Raw genomic sequence first — 15,220 nt, forward strand, 5'->3', positions numbered from 1 at the left:
CGCTGCATTGCAGCACACCGGTTCTGTCATCGTGGCCGGTGCCGATCTTCAATCTTTGCTACATTTCTCCACAAGTACTGTCTATGCGTTCCCTGAAGCTCCTGCTCATGGACGCGGCGCGTGTGAACGAAATCTATCAAGAGGCCAAAGATGCGAATTCTAGTAGTGGGGGCAGGCGCCGTGGGCGGCTACTTCGGCGGGCGTCTCGCAGCGGTGGATCAGGACGTGACCTTCCTTGTGCGCCCTGGCCGTGCGGAAAAGCTTCGGCGTGACGGGCTGGTCGTTAGCAGTGTGCGGGGCGACCTCACGCTGCACGACCCCAAAACGATACTCGCCGGTGTCAACGCGGAGCCGTTCGATCTGGTGCTGCTGAGCTGCAAAGCCTACAGCCTCGATGACGCCATCGACTCCTTCGCGCCGCTCGTCGGCGAGTCGACGACGATTCTGCCGCTGCTTAACGGCATGGGCCATATGGACGTGCTCACGAGCAAGTTCGGCGCGGCGCGCGTGCTCGGCGGGCAATGCGTGATCGCCGCCACGCTCGACGCCGGGCAACGCATCGTGCATCTGAACGACTCGCATACGATCACCTTCGGCGAAACGGCCGGCGGCGTGTCGGAACGTGTGCAGGCGATCGAGGAGGCGATGGCCGGCGCGAACTTCGACGCGGTGGTCAGCGACAACATTCTGCTGCGCATGTGGGAGAAGTGGGTGTTCCTGGCCACATTGGCGGCCGGTACCTGCTTGATGCGCGGTTCGGTCGGCGATATTCTGGCTGCGCCGGACGGCAAACGCGTGATCGAAAATCTGCTGGGCGAGTGCCGCGCGGTGGCCGAGCACAACGGCTTCACCATGGGGCCTGATTTCGACGCGCGCGCCACGCAGACGCTGTTGACGCCTTCGCCGCTCACCGCGTCGATGCTGCGGGATGTGGAAAACCACTCGCATACCGAGGCGGACCACATTTTCGGCGATCTGATTGCACGTGGCGGCGATGCGCAAAAGGGCGAGCACGGCTTGTCGCTGCTGCGCATTGCCTATAGCCATCTGAAGACGTATGAAGCGAGGCAGACCCGCACGTCCTGAGCGAGGCTACGGCAGGCGCTGGGTCGAAGCAGGCCTGTCATGACAGCCTAACGTTAGGAGGTGAAGCATGCCGAGTCCAACCGGGTCGGTGGTCGCGATTAGTGGCGCCTCGGCAACGATCTTCTCGATCGGCATTGTCTTTCTCGGCTACTGGGGCTTGTATGAGCCGACGAAATGGCGCGTCTCCGACATCTTCGTTTTTGGATTCGCGCTGTTCGGCTTCGCCTGCCTCGGGCTTGTGCCATGGATGGCGACAAGTTCCGTCGAGCCGGAAAACAGCGACGCCGGCATTCGCCGGGCGCGCCGTCTGTTTCTCGCCGGCGCGCCGGCGATCTGGCTGGCGGTGGCAATTTCCGTGATCTTCTGAAACGACACGCGCCTTGCGGCAGCAAGGCGCGTGTTGACGTGGACGTGATCGGCGCTTAGCGCTCGATCTGCTGGTTCCAGCGCGTGTCCCATTGCGCGCGGTGTGCGTTGATCGTATCCCAATCCACCACGGTCACCTTGCGTACCAGATCGTCGACATTGCCGAGACTTTGCTGCATCGGCGGCGTCATCTTCGCGAGCCGGTTGGTCGGAATCTGCCGGCCGGCCTCGGCGGCTTTGGTCTGCGCCGGCGCGGACAGCAGGAACTGCGCGAGTTTCTGCGCCAGTTGCGGATCGGGGTTGTTGTTGACCACGCACAGATCGACCAGCAGCAGCACCGGACCTTCCTTCGGATTCACATAGCCGACAGGAATGCCCTTGTCGGCCAGATCGCCCACGGCGGTCGGCGTCAGCGGGAACAGGCCCGCCTCGCCGGTCTGGACCATTTCGGAAATCTTCGCCGAATTCGGCACGTACTCGACCACATTCGGCCCCACTGTGCTGGCCCATTTCGTGAAGCCCGGCTCGACGTTCTGCTCGCTGCCGCCCATCAAGCGGTTGATCGCGAGAAAGCCGTGCAGGCCGAAGGTGCTGCTCGATGCCGACTGGAACACCACTTTGCCCTTGTACTTGGGATCGGCGAAATCCATCCACGAGGTCGGCGGCGCCCAGCCTTTTTCAGCGAACAGCTTCTTGTTGTAAGCGATCCCGGTCATGCCGAGCTGCACGCCCGCGCCCATATCATCCTTCATGCGCGCGAACGGATAGAGTTCCTTGAGCACCGGCGAGTCATCGAGCTTCTTGCACACACCCATGCTGACCGCGCGCGCCATCACGCCGTCGTCGAGAAACACCACGTGAATCTGCGGACTGGCCTTGTTGGCGAGCAGCTTGGCGAGAATGTCCGACGACGTGCCCGGCACCACCACCACCTTCACGTTGTTGGCTTTCTCGAAGTCAGGCAGCACCTGACTCGTATAGGCCTTTTCCATCGGACCGCCATTCATGCCGATATAGATGGTTTTCGTTTGCGACCATGCCGGCGCGGCCGCCCCGAATGCACACAATGCGGCGAGCGCCGCGAACGTCTTGAACAGTTTCATTGCAGGTCTCCTGAGTATCACTAAATAGCGGATTACGCGAGCTAGGCGAACGATCGGGCCGCAACAGCGGCAAAGCGGCTAATCGAAAAGGCATCGAGTGGCGTGGCGGTGGTGCCGTCCGCGACGAGATCGGCAAGAACTTCGCCGACGCCCGGCGCGAGCAGAAAGCCGCCACCTGAAAAACCGAATGCATGCAACAGACGCGGCACGGTCCGGCTCGCGCCGATGACCGGGTTGTTGTCGGGCGTCTCGCCTTCCACGCCGCTCCACGTGCGGATCAGCAGCGCCTCGCGCAACGCGGGGAGCAGCGCGCACGCGTCGCGCATCACGGCGCGCGTGGTTTCTGTCGACGGCTGGCCGTATTCGCCGTCGCCGTGTCCGCGTCCACCGCCGATTACGCAATTGCCGCGCGCCACCTGCCGCGCGTAGATGCCGCCGCCGTAGACGCCGAGGTTGTGCGTGATGAACAGCGGCAGGGGTTCGGTGACCCACATGTTCGGGTAGATCGGTTTCATCGGCACGGTCTCGCCGAAGTAGCCGGCCACGGTATTCGCCCACGCGCCGGCGGAATTGATCAGCCAGTCCGCGCTGATGCGCGTGTCGCCGGCGCGCAACTGGAAGCGCGTGCCGTCGTGATGAATGTCGGTCAGCTCGGTTTGTTCGCGCACGTCGGCGCCCGCGGCGCGCGCGGCACGCGCGAACGCCGGCGACACCAGACGCGGATTCGCATGACCATCCGTCGCGCACAGCGAGCCGCCGACCGCCGCTGCGCCGAGCCACGGGTAGCGCTCGCGGAACGCCGCGCCGCTGATCAGTTGCGCGTGCACGCCATGGTCACGCGCCATCTCGGCCCATGTTTGCAGCGCGGCCAGATCGCTTTCGCTGCGGGCGAGGCGTAAATGGCCCGACATCGTGAATTCGCCGTCGATGCCGATCAACTCCGGCAAGCGGTCCCAGACACGTCGCGCGCGGACCGCTAGCGGCATCTGTTCGACGGGGCGTCCCTGGCAGCGCACGCCACCGTAGTTGACGCCGCTCGCCTGCGCGCCGCAATAGCGCCGCTCGAACAGACCCACGCGCAGGCCGCGCCGGGCCAGCGCCAAAGCGGCCGATGAGCCGACCAGGCCGCCGCCCGCAATCGCGACGTCGTAGTGGAGCGTGTCACTCATCGCGGGCCTCCACGGGGATGTCGACGACATCGTCGGCATACATTGCTGGTGAGAGCGGGATCGGCTTGACGGGCGGCTGGCTGCGCAAGCGGCCCACCGTTTCGAGGGGCTTGCCGGTTTCTTCCGCCAGCAGATTCAGCGCGGCTTCGCCGCACATGCGGCCCTGGCAGCGGCCCATGCCGACGCGAGTGAGCGCCTTGAGACGGTTGATCTCATTCGCTTCGCCGCCACGGATGCAGCGTCGCAAAGTACCGGCGTCGATCTCTTCGCAGCGGCACACGGTCATGTCGTCGGGCCATTGTGAGGCGCACCGGACGGGCGGCGCGAAAGCCGTCTCGATGCCCTCGCGAAACACCGCGATGCGTTTCAGGCCGCGTTCGAGCGCAGCAACGTCGAGCATGCCTGGCCCGCGTGGATGCGCGATGCCGAGATCGTCGAGCAAGGCCAACGCCGCGCGCCGGCCGGCCAGTTCGGCAGCGTCCGCGCCGGCAATGGCCGCACCGTCGCCGGCGAGATAGAGGCCGGGCACGGAACTGCGTCCTGCCGGGTCGAGCTCGGGCAGCCAGCCACGTTGGGTCGCGTCGAACCGGAAGCGGCAGCCCGCTAGGTCGGCGAGCTGGGTTTCGGGTTTCAGGCCGAAGCTGATACCAACTGCATCGCAGGCGATGGTTTCGGTTACCGAGCCAATGCTCGAAGCGCGCCATTCGATGGCTTCCACACCCTCGGCGCCACGCATGCCCACCACGGTCACATCGCGCTCGATTCGCACGCCATGCGTTTTCAGCCAGCCGACGTAGTACAGGCCTTTCGCGAACGTCGAGGGCAAGCGTGCGAGTTTCGGCGCCGCGGCGATCTGTTGCGACAGCGGACTCGTGTCGAGCACGGCTGCGACCTGCGCGCCGGCTTTCACGTACTGATACGCCACCAGATACAACAGCGGTCCGGTGCCGGCCAGCACGACGCGCCGGCCGATTGCGCAACCTTGTGCCTTCAGCGCGACCTGGGCCGCACCGAGCGTGTAGACGCCGGGCAGGGTCCAGCCCGGGACCGGCAGTACGCGGTCGGTCGCGCCGCTTGCGATGATCAGATGCGTGAACGGCATACGAACCTCGCGCCCCGCCTGCAAGGTGTCCAACCGGCCCGCTTCGCAAGCCCATGCGAGTGTGTCGGGGCGATAGTCGAGGTGAGGCACGAGCGCGGCCATGGTCGAATGCAAGGCCTCGGCCTTGTGCGCTTCGAAACCGTAGAGCGTTTTTTTCGTGCGCTGGAAGCCGCCGTGTGCCGGCGGCTGCCGGTAAATCTGACCACCCCAGCGCGCGTTTTCATCGATCACCACGGGCTTGAGGCCGGCGGCGACCAGGACTTCGGCGGCGCGCACGCCGGCCGGTCCCGCGCCGACGATCACGATGCGGCGTTCGTCGCTCATCGCGCCTCTCCCTGGCCGGCCGAGGCGTCGGCAAACCGCGTGAGAACACGCATCCCTTCGGTCACGAGTGTCGAGCACGCGCGCAAACGCCGGCCGTCTTCAGTACGCATCCAGCAGTCCTGGCATGCACCGATCAGACAGAAGCCGGCGCGCGGCGCACCGCTGAATTCGCTGTCGCGCACGCGACGTTGCTGCATCAGCACGGCGGTCAACAGCGTGTCGCCTTGCAACGCGGTGACTTCATGGCCGTCGAGAAAGAAGCGAAGCGGGGCGCGCTGCGTTTCCGCAACGCGCATGAATTGCGGCTCGCGGCGCGGCGCGGCGGCAGGAGTGGACGGCAAGCTGGACGGCATGGGCGAGTAGGCGGAAGGGGACATCAATGCTGGCCAATCAGAATGCGGTTGAGTCCATACACGCGATCGAGCAGCAGCATCGCGCCGCCGGTGATGAAGATCACCAGCGCGGACACGGATGCCATCATCGGGTCGATCGATTCGGTGGCGTACATGTACATGCGCACTGGCAGCGTGACGGTTTGCGGCGAGGTGACGAAGATCGACATCGTCAGTTCATCGAAGCTGTTGATGAAAGCCAGCAGCCAGCCGCCGGTAATGCCCGGCAGAATCATCGGCAACGTGATGCGGCGAAACGTGGTCCAGGGATCAGCGCCGAGCGAGTGCGCGGCGTGCTCGACGCTGCGATCCAGCCCGCTTACCGAAGCGAGCACGAGGCGCATGACGAACGGCGTAATGATGATCATGTGTGCGAGCACTAGCCACGCGAACGAACCGGTCGCGCCGATCAGCGCGAAGAAGCGCAGCAGCGCAATGCCGAGCACGAGACCGGGAATCACCAGCGGCGAGAGCAGCAGGCCATTGAGAAAGCCACGACCCGGAAAGCGTGCGCGGCCGATGGCGAGCGCGGCGGGCAGCGCGACGATCAGGGACAGCGTCGCCGAAGCGAACGCGAGCTTCAGGCTATTGAAAAACGCGCTGATGAAATCAGGGTAATTGAGGATCGCGCGGAACCAGCGCAGCGAGACGCCGTGCGTGGGCAGCGTGAGCGTTTCGTCGGGTGTGAAGGCGACCAGCACGACGATCACGAGCGGCGCGAGCACGAACGCAATGACGAGCGTGTGGAAAATCAGCGCGATGGGGCCGTTCTTTCTCATGATGATGTCACTCAGTGAGCCGATGGATTAGCCGAGGCTTCTGGCGTACTTGCGTTCCAGAACCCGGTAGTACGTGAGCATCACGATCAGGTTCGCGGCCAGCAACAGGAGCGCGATGGTCGCGCCGAGCGGCCAGTTCAGCGAGCCGAGGAATTCGTCGTAGACGGCGGTGGCGGCGACTTTCAGACGCCGGCCGCCGAGCAGCCCGGGAATCGCAAAGGCGCTCGCCGACAAGCCGAACACCATCAGGCTGCCCGACAGAATGCCCGGCGTCAGTTGCGGCAACACAATGCGGCGCAGCGTGGTGGCAGGCGACGCCATCAACGAAAGCGCGGCGTTTTCCGTTTGCGGGTCGAGCTTCTGCAACGCTGTCCAAACCGGAATCACCATGAACGGCAGCATCACGTGCACTAATGCAATGACGATTGCGAATGTGGTGTACTCGAGCTTGTACGGCCCGAGTCCGACGAGGCCGAATGCCTGATTCACGAGGCCGCTGGTGTTGAGCAGCATGCTCCAGCCGAAGGCGCGCACCACCACGGAAACGAGCAGGGGCGCGAGAATCACCAGCAGGAACATCGAGCGATACGGATCGCGCATGCGCGACAACACATAAGCCTCAGGCGCGCCGATGGCGATGCACAGCAACGTGACCAGAAACGCGATGCCGAAGGTGCGCAGGAAGATGGTGTGGTAATACGACGAGCTCAGCACTTGCGCGTAGTTGCCGAACTGGAAGGCGGCGAGCGGCCCGCCGGCCGGATCGAAGCGGTAGAAGGTCAGCACCAGCGTCATGACGAGCGGCACCAGCACGAGTGCCACGAACAGCAGAAAGGCGGGCGCGCACATCAGCCACAGCGGCAGGAACGAATGCCAGGGCGCACGCCGCGCGTGGCTGGTTTTCAGGTTGCGATTGTCCATTGCGGGCAGCGTGCTAGCCATGATGCGCGTCCCGTTGAATGAAGCGGATCGCCTCGCTGCTCCAGTCGACGCCGACCGGCGCCCCCTCCGCAAGCGGCTCGGTGCCTTCGTTCTGGCAGCACACCAGCACCTCGCCGAGCCGGCTGTCGAGCCGGTATAGCCATTGGCTGCCGAGGAAGAAGCGGCTCGTCACGGTCGCCGGCACGCGTCCCGTGTTCGGTGCGCACAGGCGCAGCTTTTCCGGGCGGATGCACAGCGTCACCGCGTCGCCGACGCCGATCACGCGCTCGCGCTCCGGCAACTGCGCGGTGTAGCCGGTTTCTGCGAGATCATGGCCGAGGTCGATGCGGATCGCGTCGCCGTCGCGCGCCACCACGGTGCCCGGCAGCATGTTGGCCTTGCCGATGAACTGCGACACGAAACGGTTTTCGGGGCGCTCGTACGCTTCGTACGGCGTGTCGATCTGCGTGATCCGGCCGGCCTCCATCACCACCACGCGATCGCTGATCGACAGTGCTTCCGACTGGTCGTGCGTCACCATGATGGTGGTCGTGCCGATTTTGCGTTGAATGCCGCGCAGTTCGAACTGCATGTCTTCGCGCAGCTTGGCGTCGAGGTTCGACATCGGCTCGTCGAGCAGCAACACCGGCGGCGCGATCACGATGGCGCGGGCAATCGCCACGCGCTGCCGCTGACCGCCGGAGAGTTCGCGCGGGAAACGATGCGCGAGCGTGTCGAGACGCACCAGCGCCAGCGCCTCGCGGATGCGCTCCTTGCGCTCGGCCTTGTCGACGTTGCGCATCTCCAGCCCGAAGCCGACGTTGTCGGCGACGCTCATATGCGGAAACAGCGCGTAGCTCTGGAATACGATGCCGAGGCCGCGCTTGTTCGGTTTCATGTGCGTGATGTCGCGGCCGTCGAGCGTGATGCGCCCGCGCGTCGTTTCGACGAAGCCGGCGATCATTTGCAAGGTGGTGGTCTTACCGCAGCCGGACGGCCCGAGCAACGAAACGAACTCGCCTTTTTCCACCGACAGGTTGACGTCGGCGACGGCCTGCAGATCGCCAAACGATTTCGCTACGTCCGTGAGTGTGAGAAACGACATGATCTGACCTTTGGATGATTCGGCGCCGGTTCAATCGATTACTGCCTCGATGACGCCGACTCTAGCCAGCCAAATTACAGTCAGTCAATTTCAAATTCCGTTTGCCGGTACGAGATTGAAAAAAATTCCATTGAACGGAAGATATTGGGATCTGGCAATCAGAACTGTTCCACTGCGTGACGTACGGAAAACCCCTATGAATCATTGGCGCAACGTATTCGCTAACGGACCCGGTCGGGATTCCGCTCCTGGATAAAACGCTTTATAGTGTTCCGGTCAATGAAATAATTGTGGACCTTCAAGATGAATGCTGCCGCCAAACGAGATACCGATATCGCGCCGGCCGAGGCGAACGGCGCGCCCGGCCCCGGCATGCTGGAACGCGCGTTTGCGGTAATCCGGGCGCTCTCCGAATTGCAGTCCGAGGGCGGCCGCGTTACGCGCCTGGCGAAGGCAGTGGGTCTGACGCAAGGCACCGTGCATCGCATCCTGCACGCGCTGATTGCGGAGGGCATCGTCGAACAGGACGAAAGCTCGAAGCTGTACCGGCTGAGTGTCGATTTCTTCGCGCTCGCGGCGCAGGCCGGCAACCCGAGCGGCATGCGCACGCTGTGCCGTCCCGCGTTGCTGCGGCTATGCGCCAGTCTCGGCGACACGATCTTTCTGCTGGTCAAGAGCAGTTTCGACGCGGTGTGCCTGGACATCTGCGAAGGGCCGTTTCCGATTCGCTCGTTTACCGGCGACATTGGCGGGCGCGTGGCGCTGGGTGTGGGACAGGGGAGCCTCGCGATTCTCGCGTTTTTGCCCGAGGCGGAGCGCGAGGAGATCATTCGCTTCAACGTGCCGCGAATTCGTGGCTACGGCGTGCTCGACGAGGTGTATCTGCGCACCGAGATTGAACGCGTGCGGAAATTGGGCTACGCGGGGCGCAATAGCGGCGTGCTCGACGGCATGGCCGGCGTAGCGGTGCCGATTCTGGACCGCGCCGGTGTGGCGGTGGCGGCCCTGAGCGTGGGCACGCTCGCGGCGCGTCTCGGCGACGACCGCTTGCCGATGGTGGTCGAGTTGTTGCGGCGCCAGGCCGACGCGATCGGCCCGCAAACCAATCCGTTCGATGTTGCGTTGCGCCGGCCGATGCACGGCCTGTCGCGCGCCATGACCACCGAGCGGATCACGGGATAAGGCGGGGCGGAGCAGGCGCCACGTCGAGCACGAGCACGTGGCGCCGTTCGCCATTGCGCGACAAGCGCTTCAACTAGAACGCTTTTATCGGCACGTTCACCAGCAGCCGGTATTCCATGTTGTTACCGTCTGAGTAGTGGTACTGACTGTTGTGCCACATTGCCATCAACGTGATCTTCGTATCCTTGAAGCGCCCGCTTTGCAGCGTATAGCTGGGAATGAAGCCGAACTCATGGTGATGCCCGTGCACCGGCTCGCCGTTCTTCCAATAAAGATCGTGCAGCGGCGCCGAGGGCGAGGCGTTCGCCGCCGCCCCGGCCGAGGCGTCCGCCCCCCAGCCGTATCCCCCCCAGAACGTCGCCTTGAGACCCGGCACGCCGGCGTACTTGCCGTCGAACGTATAACGCAACTGCAGCGACTGCTCGTGCGGCGCGTTGTAGTCCACGTCCATCGAGTTGGTCAGGTAATTGCCGTTGGTTTCGTTGACGTAGTCGAAGAACTGGTCGCCGAGCACCTGCTGGTAACCAAGCAGAAGTCCGTGGGGACCGTGTTGCGCGGAGACCGACAGGCTGTAGGCGTTACTGTTGATGGGCCCCTGACGAGCAGCGCCGGTGTCGCGCGTCGAGTAGATATTGGCGAGTCCGCTCCATTTGATCGTGGCCGGATCGCCGAACGACTGCGCCACGGAACCGTAGTACTGGCGCCAGACGTCATCGGCCTGATCGGCATAGAGCGACATCTCGCCGTTTTCTGAGTAGTGCCAGGTGCCGCCCACATACGTGAGGCGGTCGATCCGCGTACCGCCATACGAGGTGGTCAGATTGCTCAGGTTTGTGTGGCCGCGCGCGTCGACTTTGGTGAAGCTGCCGGCCTGAAGTGTGGTGTGCGCGAGATCGTCGCTGGCGAGGGACACGCCGAGAAAGGTGGGCGGCAGCGCGCGGTTGTCGTGCGGTTCGAGGAACGGGTTGGTGACGTCCTGCAGGCCGTACTTCACGACCGTTTCCGAAATGCGCGCCTTCATGTCGTACACGCCCGGATAGGCCCACGCGAGCTGGTTCGAACCGCCGCCGCCCTTCGCCACGTGCACCATGTTGCCCGCACCGTTGCCGCCGTCGAGTTTGAGCGCGCCGAACAGCGACACGTCAGCGCCGAGGCCGATCAGGCCCTGCGTGTAGCCGGACTCGAAGTTGACTTGCGCGCCCTGAACCCAGGCGTGGCGGTAGATCGTATCCGGTGCCTGGAAGTAGTCGGCGTAGTTGCGAAACTCAAGTTTCAGATGGCTGTCGGCGATGAAGCCCTTGCTCGCCGCCTGGCTCGACGGGGGCGCCGGCTGCGTAACGGCCTGCTCGGCTTCGGCGTTGACGATGGCGTTGGTGGTGTCGGGCTGATCGTTGCGCACCTCGCCGCCCTGTTCCGCCCGGCGCTTGCCGGATTGACTGCTTTGAGCAGGATTCGCAAACGTTTGCGCGAACGTGCGAGTTCGCGACGTTTCGGAATTGGACTCCACTGCGCTGTCGTCGGCGTTGGCATTCGCGGCTAGCACGAATGCGGGCAGCGTAAACGCGCAGTAGAAGAAGGTCGCGGTGCCGGATCTTTTTGTCCGGTTTTTTGATCGACTATGGTTCATTGAAAAGCTCCCTGATTATTGTGATGATTCTTGGGCTGGCGGTTGGCCAGTCCAGGCCTGTCGTCCTCCTGCCGGGGCAGAGCGAACGAATCCACCAGCGCGATGGCCTATCGCGCCGGGGAATACGGTCGGACTTCTCAGGTTCCTTGCATTAGCGCCCGCTCAAGGACGCTTCCTTCATCATGTCCCCCACGCGAATGCACGCGACGCGGGTTGCGTTTGCACCGTGCGTGATTGCCTGCGGAACATCCTGGGCGCACGCTTCGATCGCATCCGGGCAACGCGTGCGGAACGCGCAGCCGGAGGGCGGATTGAGTGGCGAGGCAATCTCGCCGCGCAACAGCAGATGACGGCGCGCGCGCTCCACGACCGGATCGGGCACCGGTACGGCGGAAAGCAACGCGCGCGTGTACGGGTGGCGCGGCGTGCCGTACACGTCGCGCTTGTCGCCGAACTCCATCACCCGTCCCAGATACATCACCAGCACGCGATGGCTGATCGCTTTGACTACAGCCAGATCGTGTGCCACGAACAGCAGCGAGAGCGACAGCTCACGTTGCAGATCGCGCAGCAGGTTGACGATCTGTGCCTGGATCGACACATCGAGTGCCGATACCGGCTCGTCGCAGATCACCAGTTGCGGTTCGCCGATCAGCGCGCGTGCGATGCCGACGCGCTGGCACTGGCCGCCCGAAAATTCGTGCGGATAGCGGCGCAAATGTTGCGCGTTGAGGCCGACGCGTTCGAGCATGGTCAGCACGCGCCGCTGCACGTCGGCGCGCGCGATGTCCTGGCCGTGCGTCGTCAGCGGCTCGGCGACGATCTGTTCGATCGTCATGCGCGGGTCGAGCGAGGCGAGCGGGTCCTGGAAAATCATCTGCACGTCGCGGCGCAAACGCGAGGTGTCGCGGCGCGCGCCCGGCAGCACGGTTTCGTCGCCGAGCCAGCGCACGCTGCCGTCCGCCACCGGTGCCAGCCCGATGATGGCGCGCGCCAGCGTGGACTTGCCGCAACCCGATTCGCCGACGAGCCCCACGGTCTCGCCGCGCCGCACGTTGAATGACACGCCGTCCACGGCACGCAGCATGGTTTTGCCGGACCACGGAAAGCCGCCGCGCGGCACGCCGAACTGCACCTTGAGATTGTCGACGCGCAGCAGCGTGGCCGCGTCCTGGCTTGAATGTGCGGTGTTTGTCATGCGTGTTGTGCCTCGAGGATTTCCGTCACCGGCCGATGACACGCGCGCAGGGCACCCGCGCTGCTTTCGGTGACGGACAGCGGCGGGCGCGATTCGCGGCAGCGGTCGCTGCAATACGCGCAGCGGGGCGCGAAGGCGCATCCCGTGCCGGCCTCGCCGGGCAGCGGCGGATTGCCGGGAATGGTTTGCAACGGACGGTCGTCGTCGTCGGTCAGACGGGGCAGGGCATTCAGCAGGCCGAGCGTGTACGGATGCGTCGGCGCGGCGAACAGCGCGGCGGCATTCGCCTGCTCGACGGTCTGGCCGGCGTACATCACCATCACGTCGTCGCACAGGCCGGCCACCACGCCCATGTCGTGCGTGATCAGAATGATCGCCGTGCCGCGTTCGCTGTTCAGCTCGCGCAGCAATTCGATGATCTGCGCCTGCACGGTCACGTCGAGCGCGGTGGTGGGTTCGTCGGCGATCAGGATTTCGGGCTCGGAGAGGAGCGCCATTGCGATCATCACGCGTTGCCGCATGCCGCCGGAAAATTCATGCGGATACATGTTGATGCGCCGCGCGGCATCCGGAATGCGCACCGATTCCAGCGTTTCGATCGCACGGCGGCGCGCTTCGCGGCGCGACATCTTGCGGTGCAGCTGAAGCGTCTCGGTCATCTGCCGCTCGATCGTGAGGAACGGGTTGAGCGAGGTCATCGGGTCCTGAAAGATCATGCCGATCCGGTCGCCGCGAATCTGGTTCAGCGCCGCTTCGTTCATGGTCAGCAGGTTTTCGCCGCGATAGAGCGCGCTGCCCGACACCCTGCCGTTGCCGGCCAGCAGGCCCAGCAGCGCCATCACGGTCTGGCTCTTGCCCGAGCCCGACTCGCCGACAATCCCGAGCGTGCGGCCGGCTTCCAGTGAAAACGACACGCCTTGCACCGCGTCGACGGGGGCGCCTTCGCGGCGCGTAAAGCGCACGCTGAGGTCTTTGACTTCGAGTAGCGGCATGTCAGCGGTCCTTCGGGTCGAATGCATCGCGCAAACCGTCGCCGACGAAGTTCACGCAATACAGCGTGGCGCACAGCATCACGGCGGGGCACAGCAGCAGCCAGGGCATCGATTCGAGCTTCTGCGCGCCGTCCTGAATCAGCACGCCCCAGCTCGTCATCGGCTCCTGCACGCCGAGGCCGAGGAACGACAGCACCGATTCGGTCAGCACGATGTTCGGCACCGTCACGCTGGCGTACACCACGACCACACCCAACAGATTCGGCACGACGTGGCGCGCGATGATCGAGCCGGAACTCACGCCGATTGCGCGGGCGGCGTCGATGAATTCGCGCGAACGCAGCGACAGCGTCTGGCCGCGCACCACGCGCGCCATGTCGAGCCACGAGAATGCGCTGATGGTGAGCACGACCAGGTAGAACGCGCGGCCGAACATCGTCATCATCAGGATCGCGATCAGCATGTAGGGGATCGCGTACATCATGTCGACGATACGCATCATCACCGCGTCGACGCGGCCGCCCAGATAGCCCGCGGTCGCGCCGTACGCAACGCCGATCAGCCCGGACACGAGCGTGCCGAGCAGGCCGACTTCGAGCGACACACGCCCGCCTTCCAGCGTGCGCGCGAGCAGGTCGCGGCCGAGTTCGTCGGTGCCGAACCAGTGCATGTTCTGCAGGGTGGGCGGCAGGCTGATGGCGCTCCAGTCGCTATCGATCGGACCGTTCGGCAGGAACCACGGACCGGCCACGCAGGCAATCACGATCAGCAGCAAGACGACGAGGCCGGAAAACGCCGCGCGGTTGCGCACGAAACGCCACGCGGCGGTGGCGAGCGGGCCGCGCGAACGGGGCGCCTTCGCGATGGCCGCGAGCGGATCGAGCGCCGCGGCAGTCGATTGAAGAGAGCGGGGCATGGATCAGTACCGGATGCGCGGATCGAGCCACGCATACGCGAGGTCGACCAGCAGGTTGAACAGCACGGCGACGGCGGTGGTCAGCACGACGAGGCCGAGTACAAGCGTGTAGTCGCGATTGATCGCGCCGTTGACGACCAGTTGGCCGAGGCCCGGCAGCGCGAATACCGATTCGGTGACCACAGCCGCGGTGATCGACGAGATGCAGATCGAGCCGAGCAGCGACACCACCGGCATCAGCGCGGGCTTCATGGCGTGGCGCAGCACAATCGTGCGGCCCGGCAAGCCCTTCGCGCGCGCGGTGCGGATGAAGTTGCCCGACAGCACTTCGATCATGCTGCCGCGCATCACGCGGGCAATCGCGGCGACGTTGATGATGGTGAGCAGCACGATTGGCAGCACGCGATAGCGCCACTCGCCTTCGCCCCAGCCGCCGGCGGGCAGCCAGCCGTGTCCTTCGGAGGTCTTCAGCAGGATCGCGAAGATCCACACCAGCACCGGACCCAGCACGAACGGCGGCACCACGTTGCCGATATTGCCGAGCACCATGACGAAGTGATCGACGAAGCGGTCGCGCCGCACGGCGGCCACCGTGCCGAGCGCGACGCCGATCACGAGCGCGATCGGCACCGACACGCCGCCCACGCCGAGGCTTACCGGCAGCGCTTTCCACACCAGATCGTTGACGGTCCAGTCGGCGTAGCGGAACGACGGCCCGAGATCGCCGTGCAGCAGCGCGCCGAGGTAGTGGAGGTACTGCAGCCACAACGGTTCGTCGAGGTGGTATTTGGCATTGAGGTTCGCCATCACGGCCGCCGACAGGTGCTTCTCGGTGTCGAACGGTCCGCCCGGGGTGAGGTGCAGCAGCAGGTAGCACGCGGTGATCACGGCGAGAATCGTCGGGATCGCCCAGAGCGTGCGGCGCAGCGTATAGGCCAGCATGACGGTGCTCCCGCGC

At 64.8% G+C, this 15,220-nt stretch carries 15 protein-coding genes; 3 read left to right on the top strand and 12 right to left on the bottom strand.

Annotation, left to right across the window (positions count from 1 at the left end):
- Positions 1 to 150 precede the first annotated feature (150 nt).
- Together panE and A6V37_RS19530 are read left to right on the top strand one after the other, a co-directional pair.
- Positions 151 to 1,086, top strand: a complete 936-nt coding sequence (panE, locus tag A6V37_RS19525; RefSeq protein ID WP_064267338.1) for a 2-dehydropantoate 2-reductase — start codon at positions 151 to 153, stop codon at positions 1,084 to 1,086.
- A 67-nt stretch (positions 1,087 to 1,153) separates the two neighbouring features.
- Positions 1,154 to 1,453, top strand: coding sequence for a hypothetical protein (locus tag A6V37_RS19530; protein ID WP_064267337.1), 300 nt, complete (start codon positions 1,154 to 1,156; stop codon positions 1,451 to 1,453).
- Positions 1,454 to 1,508: 55 nt separating this feature from the next.
- Here A6V37_RS19530 and A6V37_RS19535 read toward each other — a convergent pair whose 3' ends face one another.
- From A6V37_RS19535 to A6V37_RS19565, 7 genes are read right to left on the bottom strand one after another with little or no spacing between them, the layout of a single operon-like run.
- Positions 1,509 to 2,555 (bottom strand): ABC transporter substrate-binding protein, encoded by a 1,047-nt coding sequence (locus tag A6V37_RS19535; RefSeq protein ID WP_064267336.1) that lies wholly within the window; start codon positions 2,553 to 2,555, stop codon positions 1,509 to 1,511.
- A 41-nt stretch (positions 2,556 to 2,596) separates the two neighbouring features.
- Positions 2,597 to 3,724: an NAD(P)/FAD-dependent oxidoreductase gene (locus tag A6V37_RS19540; protein ID WP_064286234.1), complete on the bottom strand. Its 1,128-nt coding sequence runs from the start codon at positions 3,722 to 3,724 to the stop codon at positions 2,597 to 2,599.
- Positions 3,717 to 5,150, bottom strand: a complete 1,434-nt coding sequence (locus A6V37_RS19545; RefSeq protein ID WP_064286235.1) for an FAD/NAD(P)-dependent oxidoreductase — start codon at positions 5,148 to 5,150, stop codon at positions 3,717 to 3,719. Before A6V37_RS19545 ends, A6V37_RS19540 begins: the two co-directional genes overlap by 8 nt.
- Positions 5,147 to 5,527, bottom strand: coding sequence for a (2Fe-2S)-binding protein (locus tag A6V37_RS19550; protein ID WP_423213112.1), 381 nt, complete (start codon positions 5,525 to 5,527; stop codon positions 5,147 to 5,149). The genes A6V37_RS19545 and A6V37_RS19550 overlap by 4 nt, the downstream gene beginning before the upstream one ends.
- Positions 5,527 to 6,321, bottom strand: a complete 795-nt coding sequence (locus A6V37_RS19555) for an ABC transporter permease (RefSeq protein ID WP_064267332.1) — start codon at positions 6,319 to 6,321, stop codon at positions 5,527 to 5,529. The genes A6V37_RS19550 and A6V37_RS19555 overlap by 1 nt, the downstream gene beginning before the upstream one ends.
- A gap of 27 nt (positions 6,322 to 6,348) precedes the next feature.
- Positions 6,349 to 7,263: an ABC transporter permease gene (locus A6V37_RS19560; RefSeq protein WP_064286236.1), complete on the bottom strand. Its 915-nt coding sequence runs from the start codon at positions 7,261 to 7,263 to the stop codon at positions 6,349 to 6,351.
- Positions 7,256 to 8,347 carry an ABC transporter ATP-binding protein gene (locus A6V37_RS19565; protein ID WP_064286237.1) on the bottom strand — a complete coding sequence of 364 codons (1,092 nt, stop codon included), beginning with the start codon at positions 8,345 to 8,347 and terminating at the stop codon, positions 7,256 to 7,258. Before A6V37_RS19565 ends, A6V37_RS19560 begins: the two co-directional genes overlap by 8 nt.
- A 303-nt stretch (positions 8,348 to 8,650) precedes the next feature.
- Here A6V37_RS19565 and A6V37_RS19570 point away from each other — a divergent pair, with 303 nt between their 5' ends.
- The gene (locus A6V37_RS19570) at positions 8,651 to 9,529 is read left to right on the top strand and encodes an IclR family transcriptional regulator (protein ID WP_064267329.1); all 879 of its coding nucleotides are present in this window, start codon (positions 8,651 to 8,653) and stop codon (positions 9,527 to 9,529) included.
- Positions 9,530 to 9,602: 73 nt separating this feature from the next.
- Here A6V37_RS19570 and A6V37_RS19575 read toward each other — a convergent pair whose 3' ends face one another.
- From A6V37_RS19575 to A6V37_RS19595, 5 genes are all read right to left on the bottom strand, one after another.
- A complete protein-coding gene (locus A6V37_RS19575; protein ID WP_064286238.1) occupies positions 9,603 to 11,156 on the bottom strand; it encodes an OprD family outer membrane porin in 1,554 nt (517 codons plus the stop codon).
- Positions 11,157 to 11,307: 151 nt separating this feature from the next.
- A complete protein-coding gene (locus tag A6V37_RS19580) occupies positions 11,308 to 12,354 on the bottom strand; it encodes an ABC transporter ATP-binding protein (RefSeq protein ID WP_064270295.1) in 1,047 nt (348 codons plus the stop codon).
- Positions 12,351 to 13,346, bottom strand: a complete 996-nt coding sequence (locus A6V37_RS19585; protein WP_064270296.1) for an ABC transporter ATP-binding protein — start codon at positions 13,344 to 13,346, stop codon at positions 12,351 to 12,353. The genes A6V37_RS19580 and A6V37_RS19585 overlap by 4 nt, the downstream gene beginning before the upstream one ends.
- 1 nt (position 13,347) lies before the next feature.
- The gene (locus A6V37_RS19590) at positions 13,348 to 14,262 is read right to left on the bottom strand and encodes an ABC transporter permease (protein WP_242665893.1); all 915 of its coding nucleotides are present in this window, start codon (positions 14,260 to 14,262) and stop codon (positions 13,348 to 13,350) included.
- 3 nt (positions 14,263 to 14,265) lie between these two features.
- Positions 14,266 to 15,204, bottom strand: coding sequence for an ABC transporter permease subunit (locus tag A6V37_RS19595; protein ID WP_064270297.1), 939 nt, complete (start codon positions 15,202 to 15,204; stop codon positions 14,266 to 14,268).
- Between the last annotated feature and the right edge of the window lie 16 nt (positions 15,205 to 15,220).

Source organism: Paraburkholderia ginsengiterrae, assembly GCF_001645125.1.
Classification (GTDB): domain Bacteria; phylum Pseudomonadota; class Gammaproteobacteria; order Burkholderiales; family Burkholderiaceae; genus Paraburkholderia; species Paraburkholderia ginsengiterrae.

Excerpts from the sequence above, each read along its gene's own strand:
- panE (WP_064267338.1), top strand. The coding sequence starts at position 151 with ATGCGAATTCTAGTAGTGGGGGCAGGCGCCGTGGGCGGCTACTTCGGC.
- A6V37_RS19530 (WP_064267337.1), top strand. The coding sequence starts at position 1,154 with ATGCCGAGTCCAACCGGGTCGGTGGTCGCGATTAGTGGCGCCTCGGCA.
- A6V37_RS19535 (WP_064267336.1), bottom strand. The coding sequence starts at position 2,555 with ATGAAACTGTTCAAGACGTTCGCGGCGCTCGCCGCATTGTGTGCATTC.
- A6V37_RS19540 (WP_064286234.1), bottom strand. The coding sequence starts at position 3,724 with ATGAGTGACACGCTCCACTACGACGTCGCGATTGCGGGCGGCGGCCTG.
- A6V37_RS19545 (WP_064286235.1), bottom strand. The coding sequence starts at position 5,150 with ATGAGCGACGAACGCCGCATCGTGATCGTCGGCGCGGGACCGGCCGGC.
- A6V37_RS19550 (WP_423213112.1), bottom strand. The coding sequence starts at position 5,527 with ATGTCCCCTTCCGCCTACTCGCCCATGCCGTCCAGCTTGCCGTCCACT.
- A6V37_RS19555 (WP_064267332.1), bottom strand. The coding sequence starts at position 6,321 with ATGAGAAAGAACGGCCCCATCGCGCTGATTTTCCACACGCTCGTCATT.
- A6V37_RS19560 (WP_064286236.1), bottom strand. The coding sequence starts at position 7,263 with ATGGCTAGCACGCTGCCCGCAATGGACAATCGCAACCTGAAAACCAGC.
- A6V37_RS19565 (WP_064286237.1), bottom strand. The coding sequence starts at position 8,347 with ATGTCGTTTCTCACACTCACGGACGTAGCGAAATCGTTTGGCGATCTG.
- A6V37_RS19570 (WP_064267329.1), top strand. The coding sequence starts at position 8,651 with ATGAATGCTGCCGCCAAACGAGATACCGATATCGCGCCGGCCGAGGCG.
- A6V37_RS19575 (WP_064286238.1), bottom strand. The coding sequence starts at position 11,156 with ATGAACCATAGTCGATCAAAAAACCGGACAAAAAGATCCGGCACCGCG.
- A6V37_RS19580 (WP_064270295.1), bottom strand. The coding sequence starts at position 12,354 with ATGACAAACACCGCACATTCAAGCCAGGACGCGGCCACGCTGCTGCGC.
- A6V37_RS19585 (WP_064270296.1), bottom strand. The coding sequence starts at position 13,346 with ATGCCGCTACTCGAAGTCAAAGACCTCAGCGTGCGCTTTACGCGCCGC.
- A6V37_RS19590 (WP_242665893.1), bottom strand. The coding sequence starts at position 14,262 with ATGCCCCGCTCTCTTCAATCGACTGCCGCGGCGCTCGATCCGCTCGCG.
- A6V37_RS19595 (WP_064270297.1), bottom strand. The coding sequence starts at position 15,204 with ATGCTGGCCTATACGCTGCGCCGCACGCTCTGGGCGATCCCGACGATT.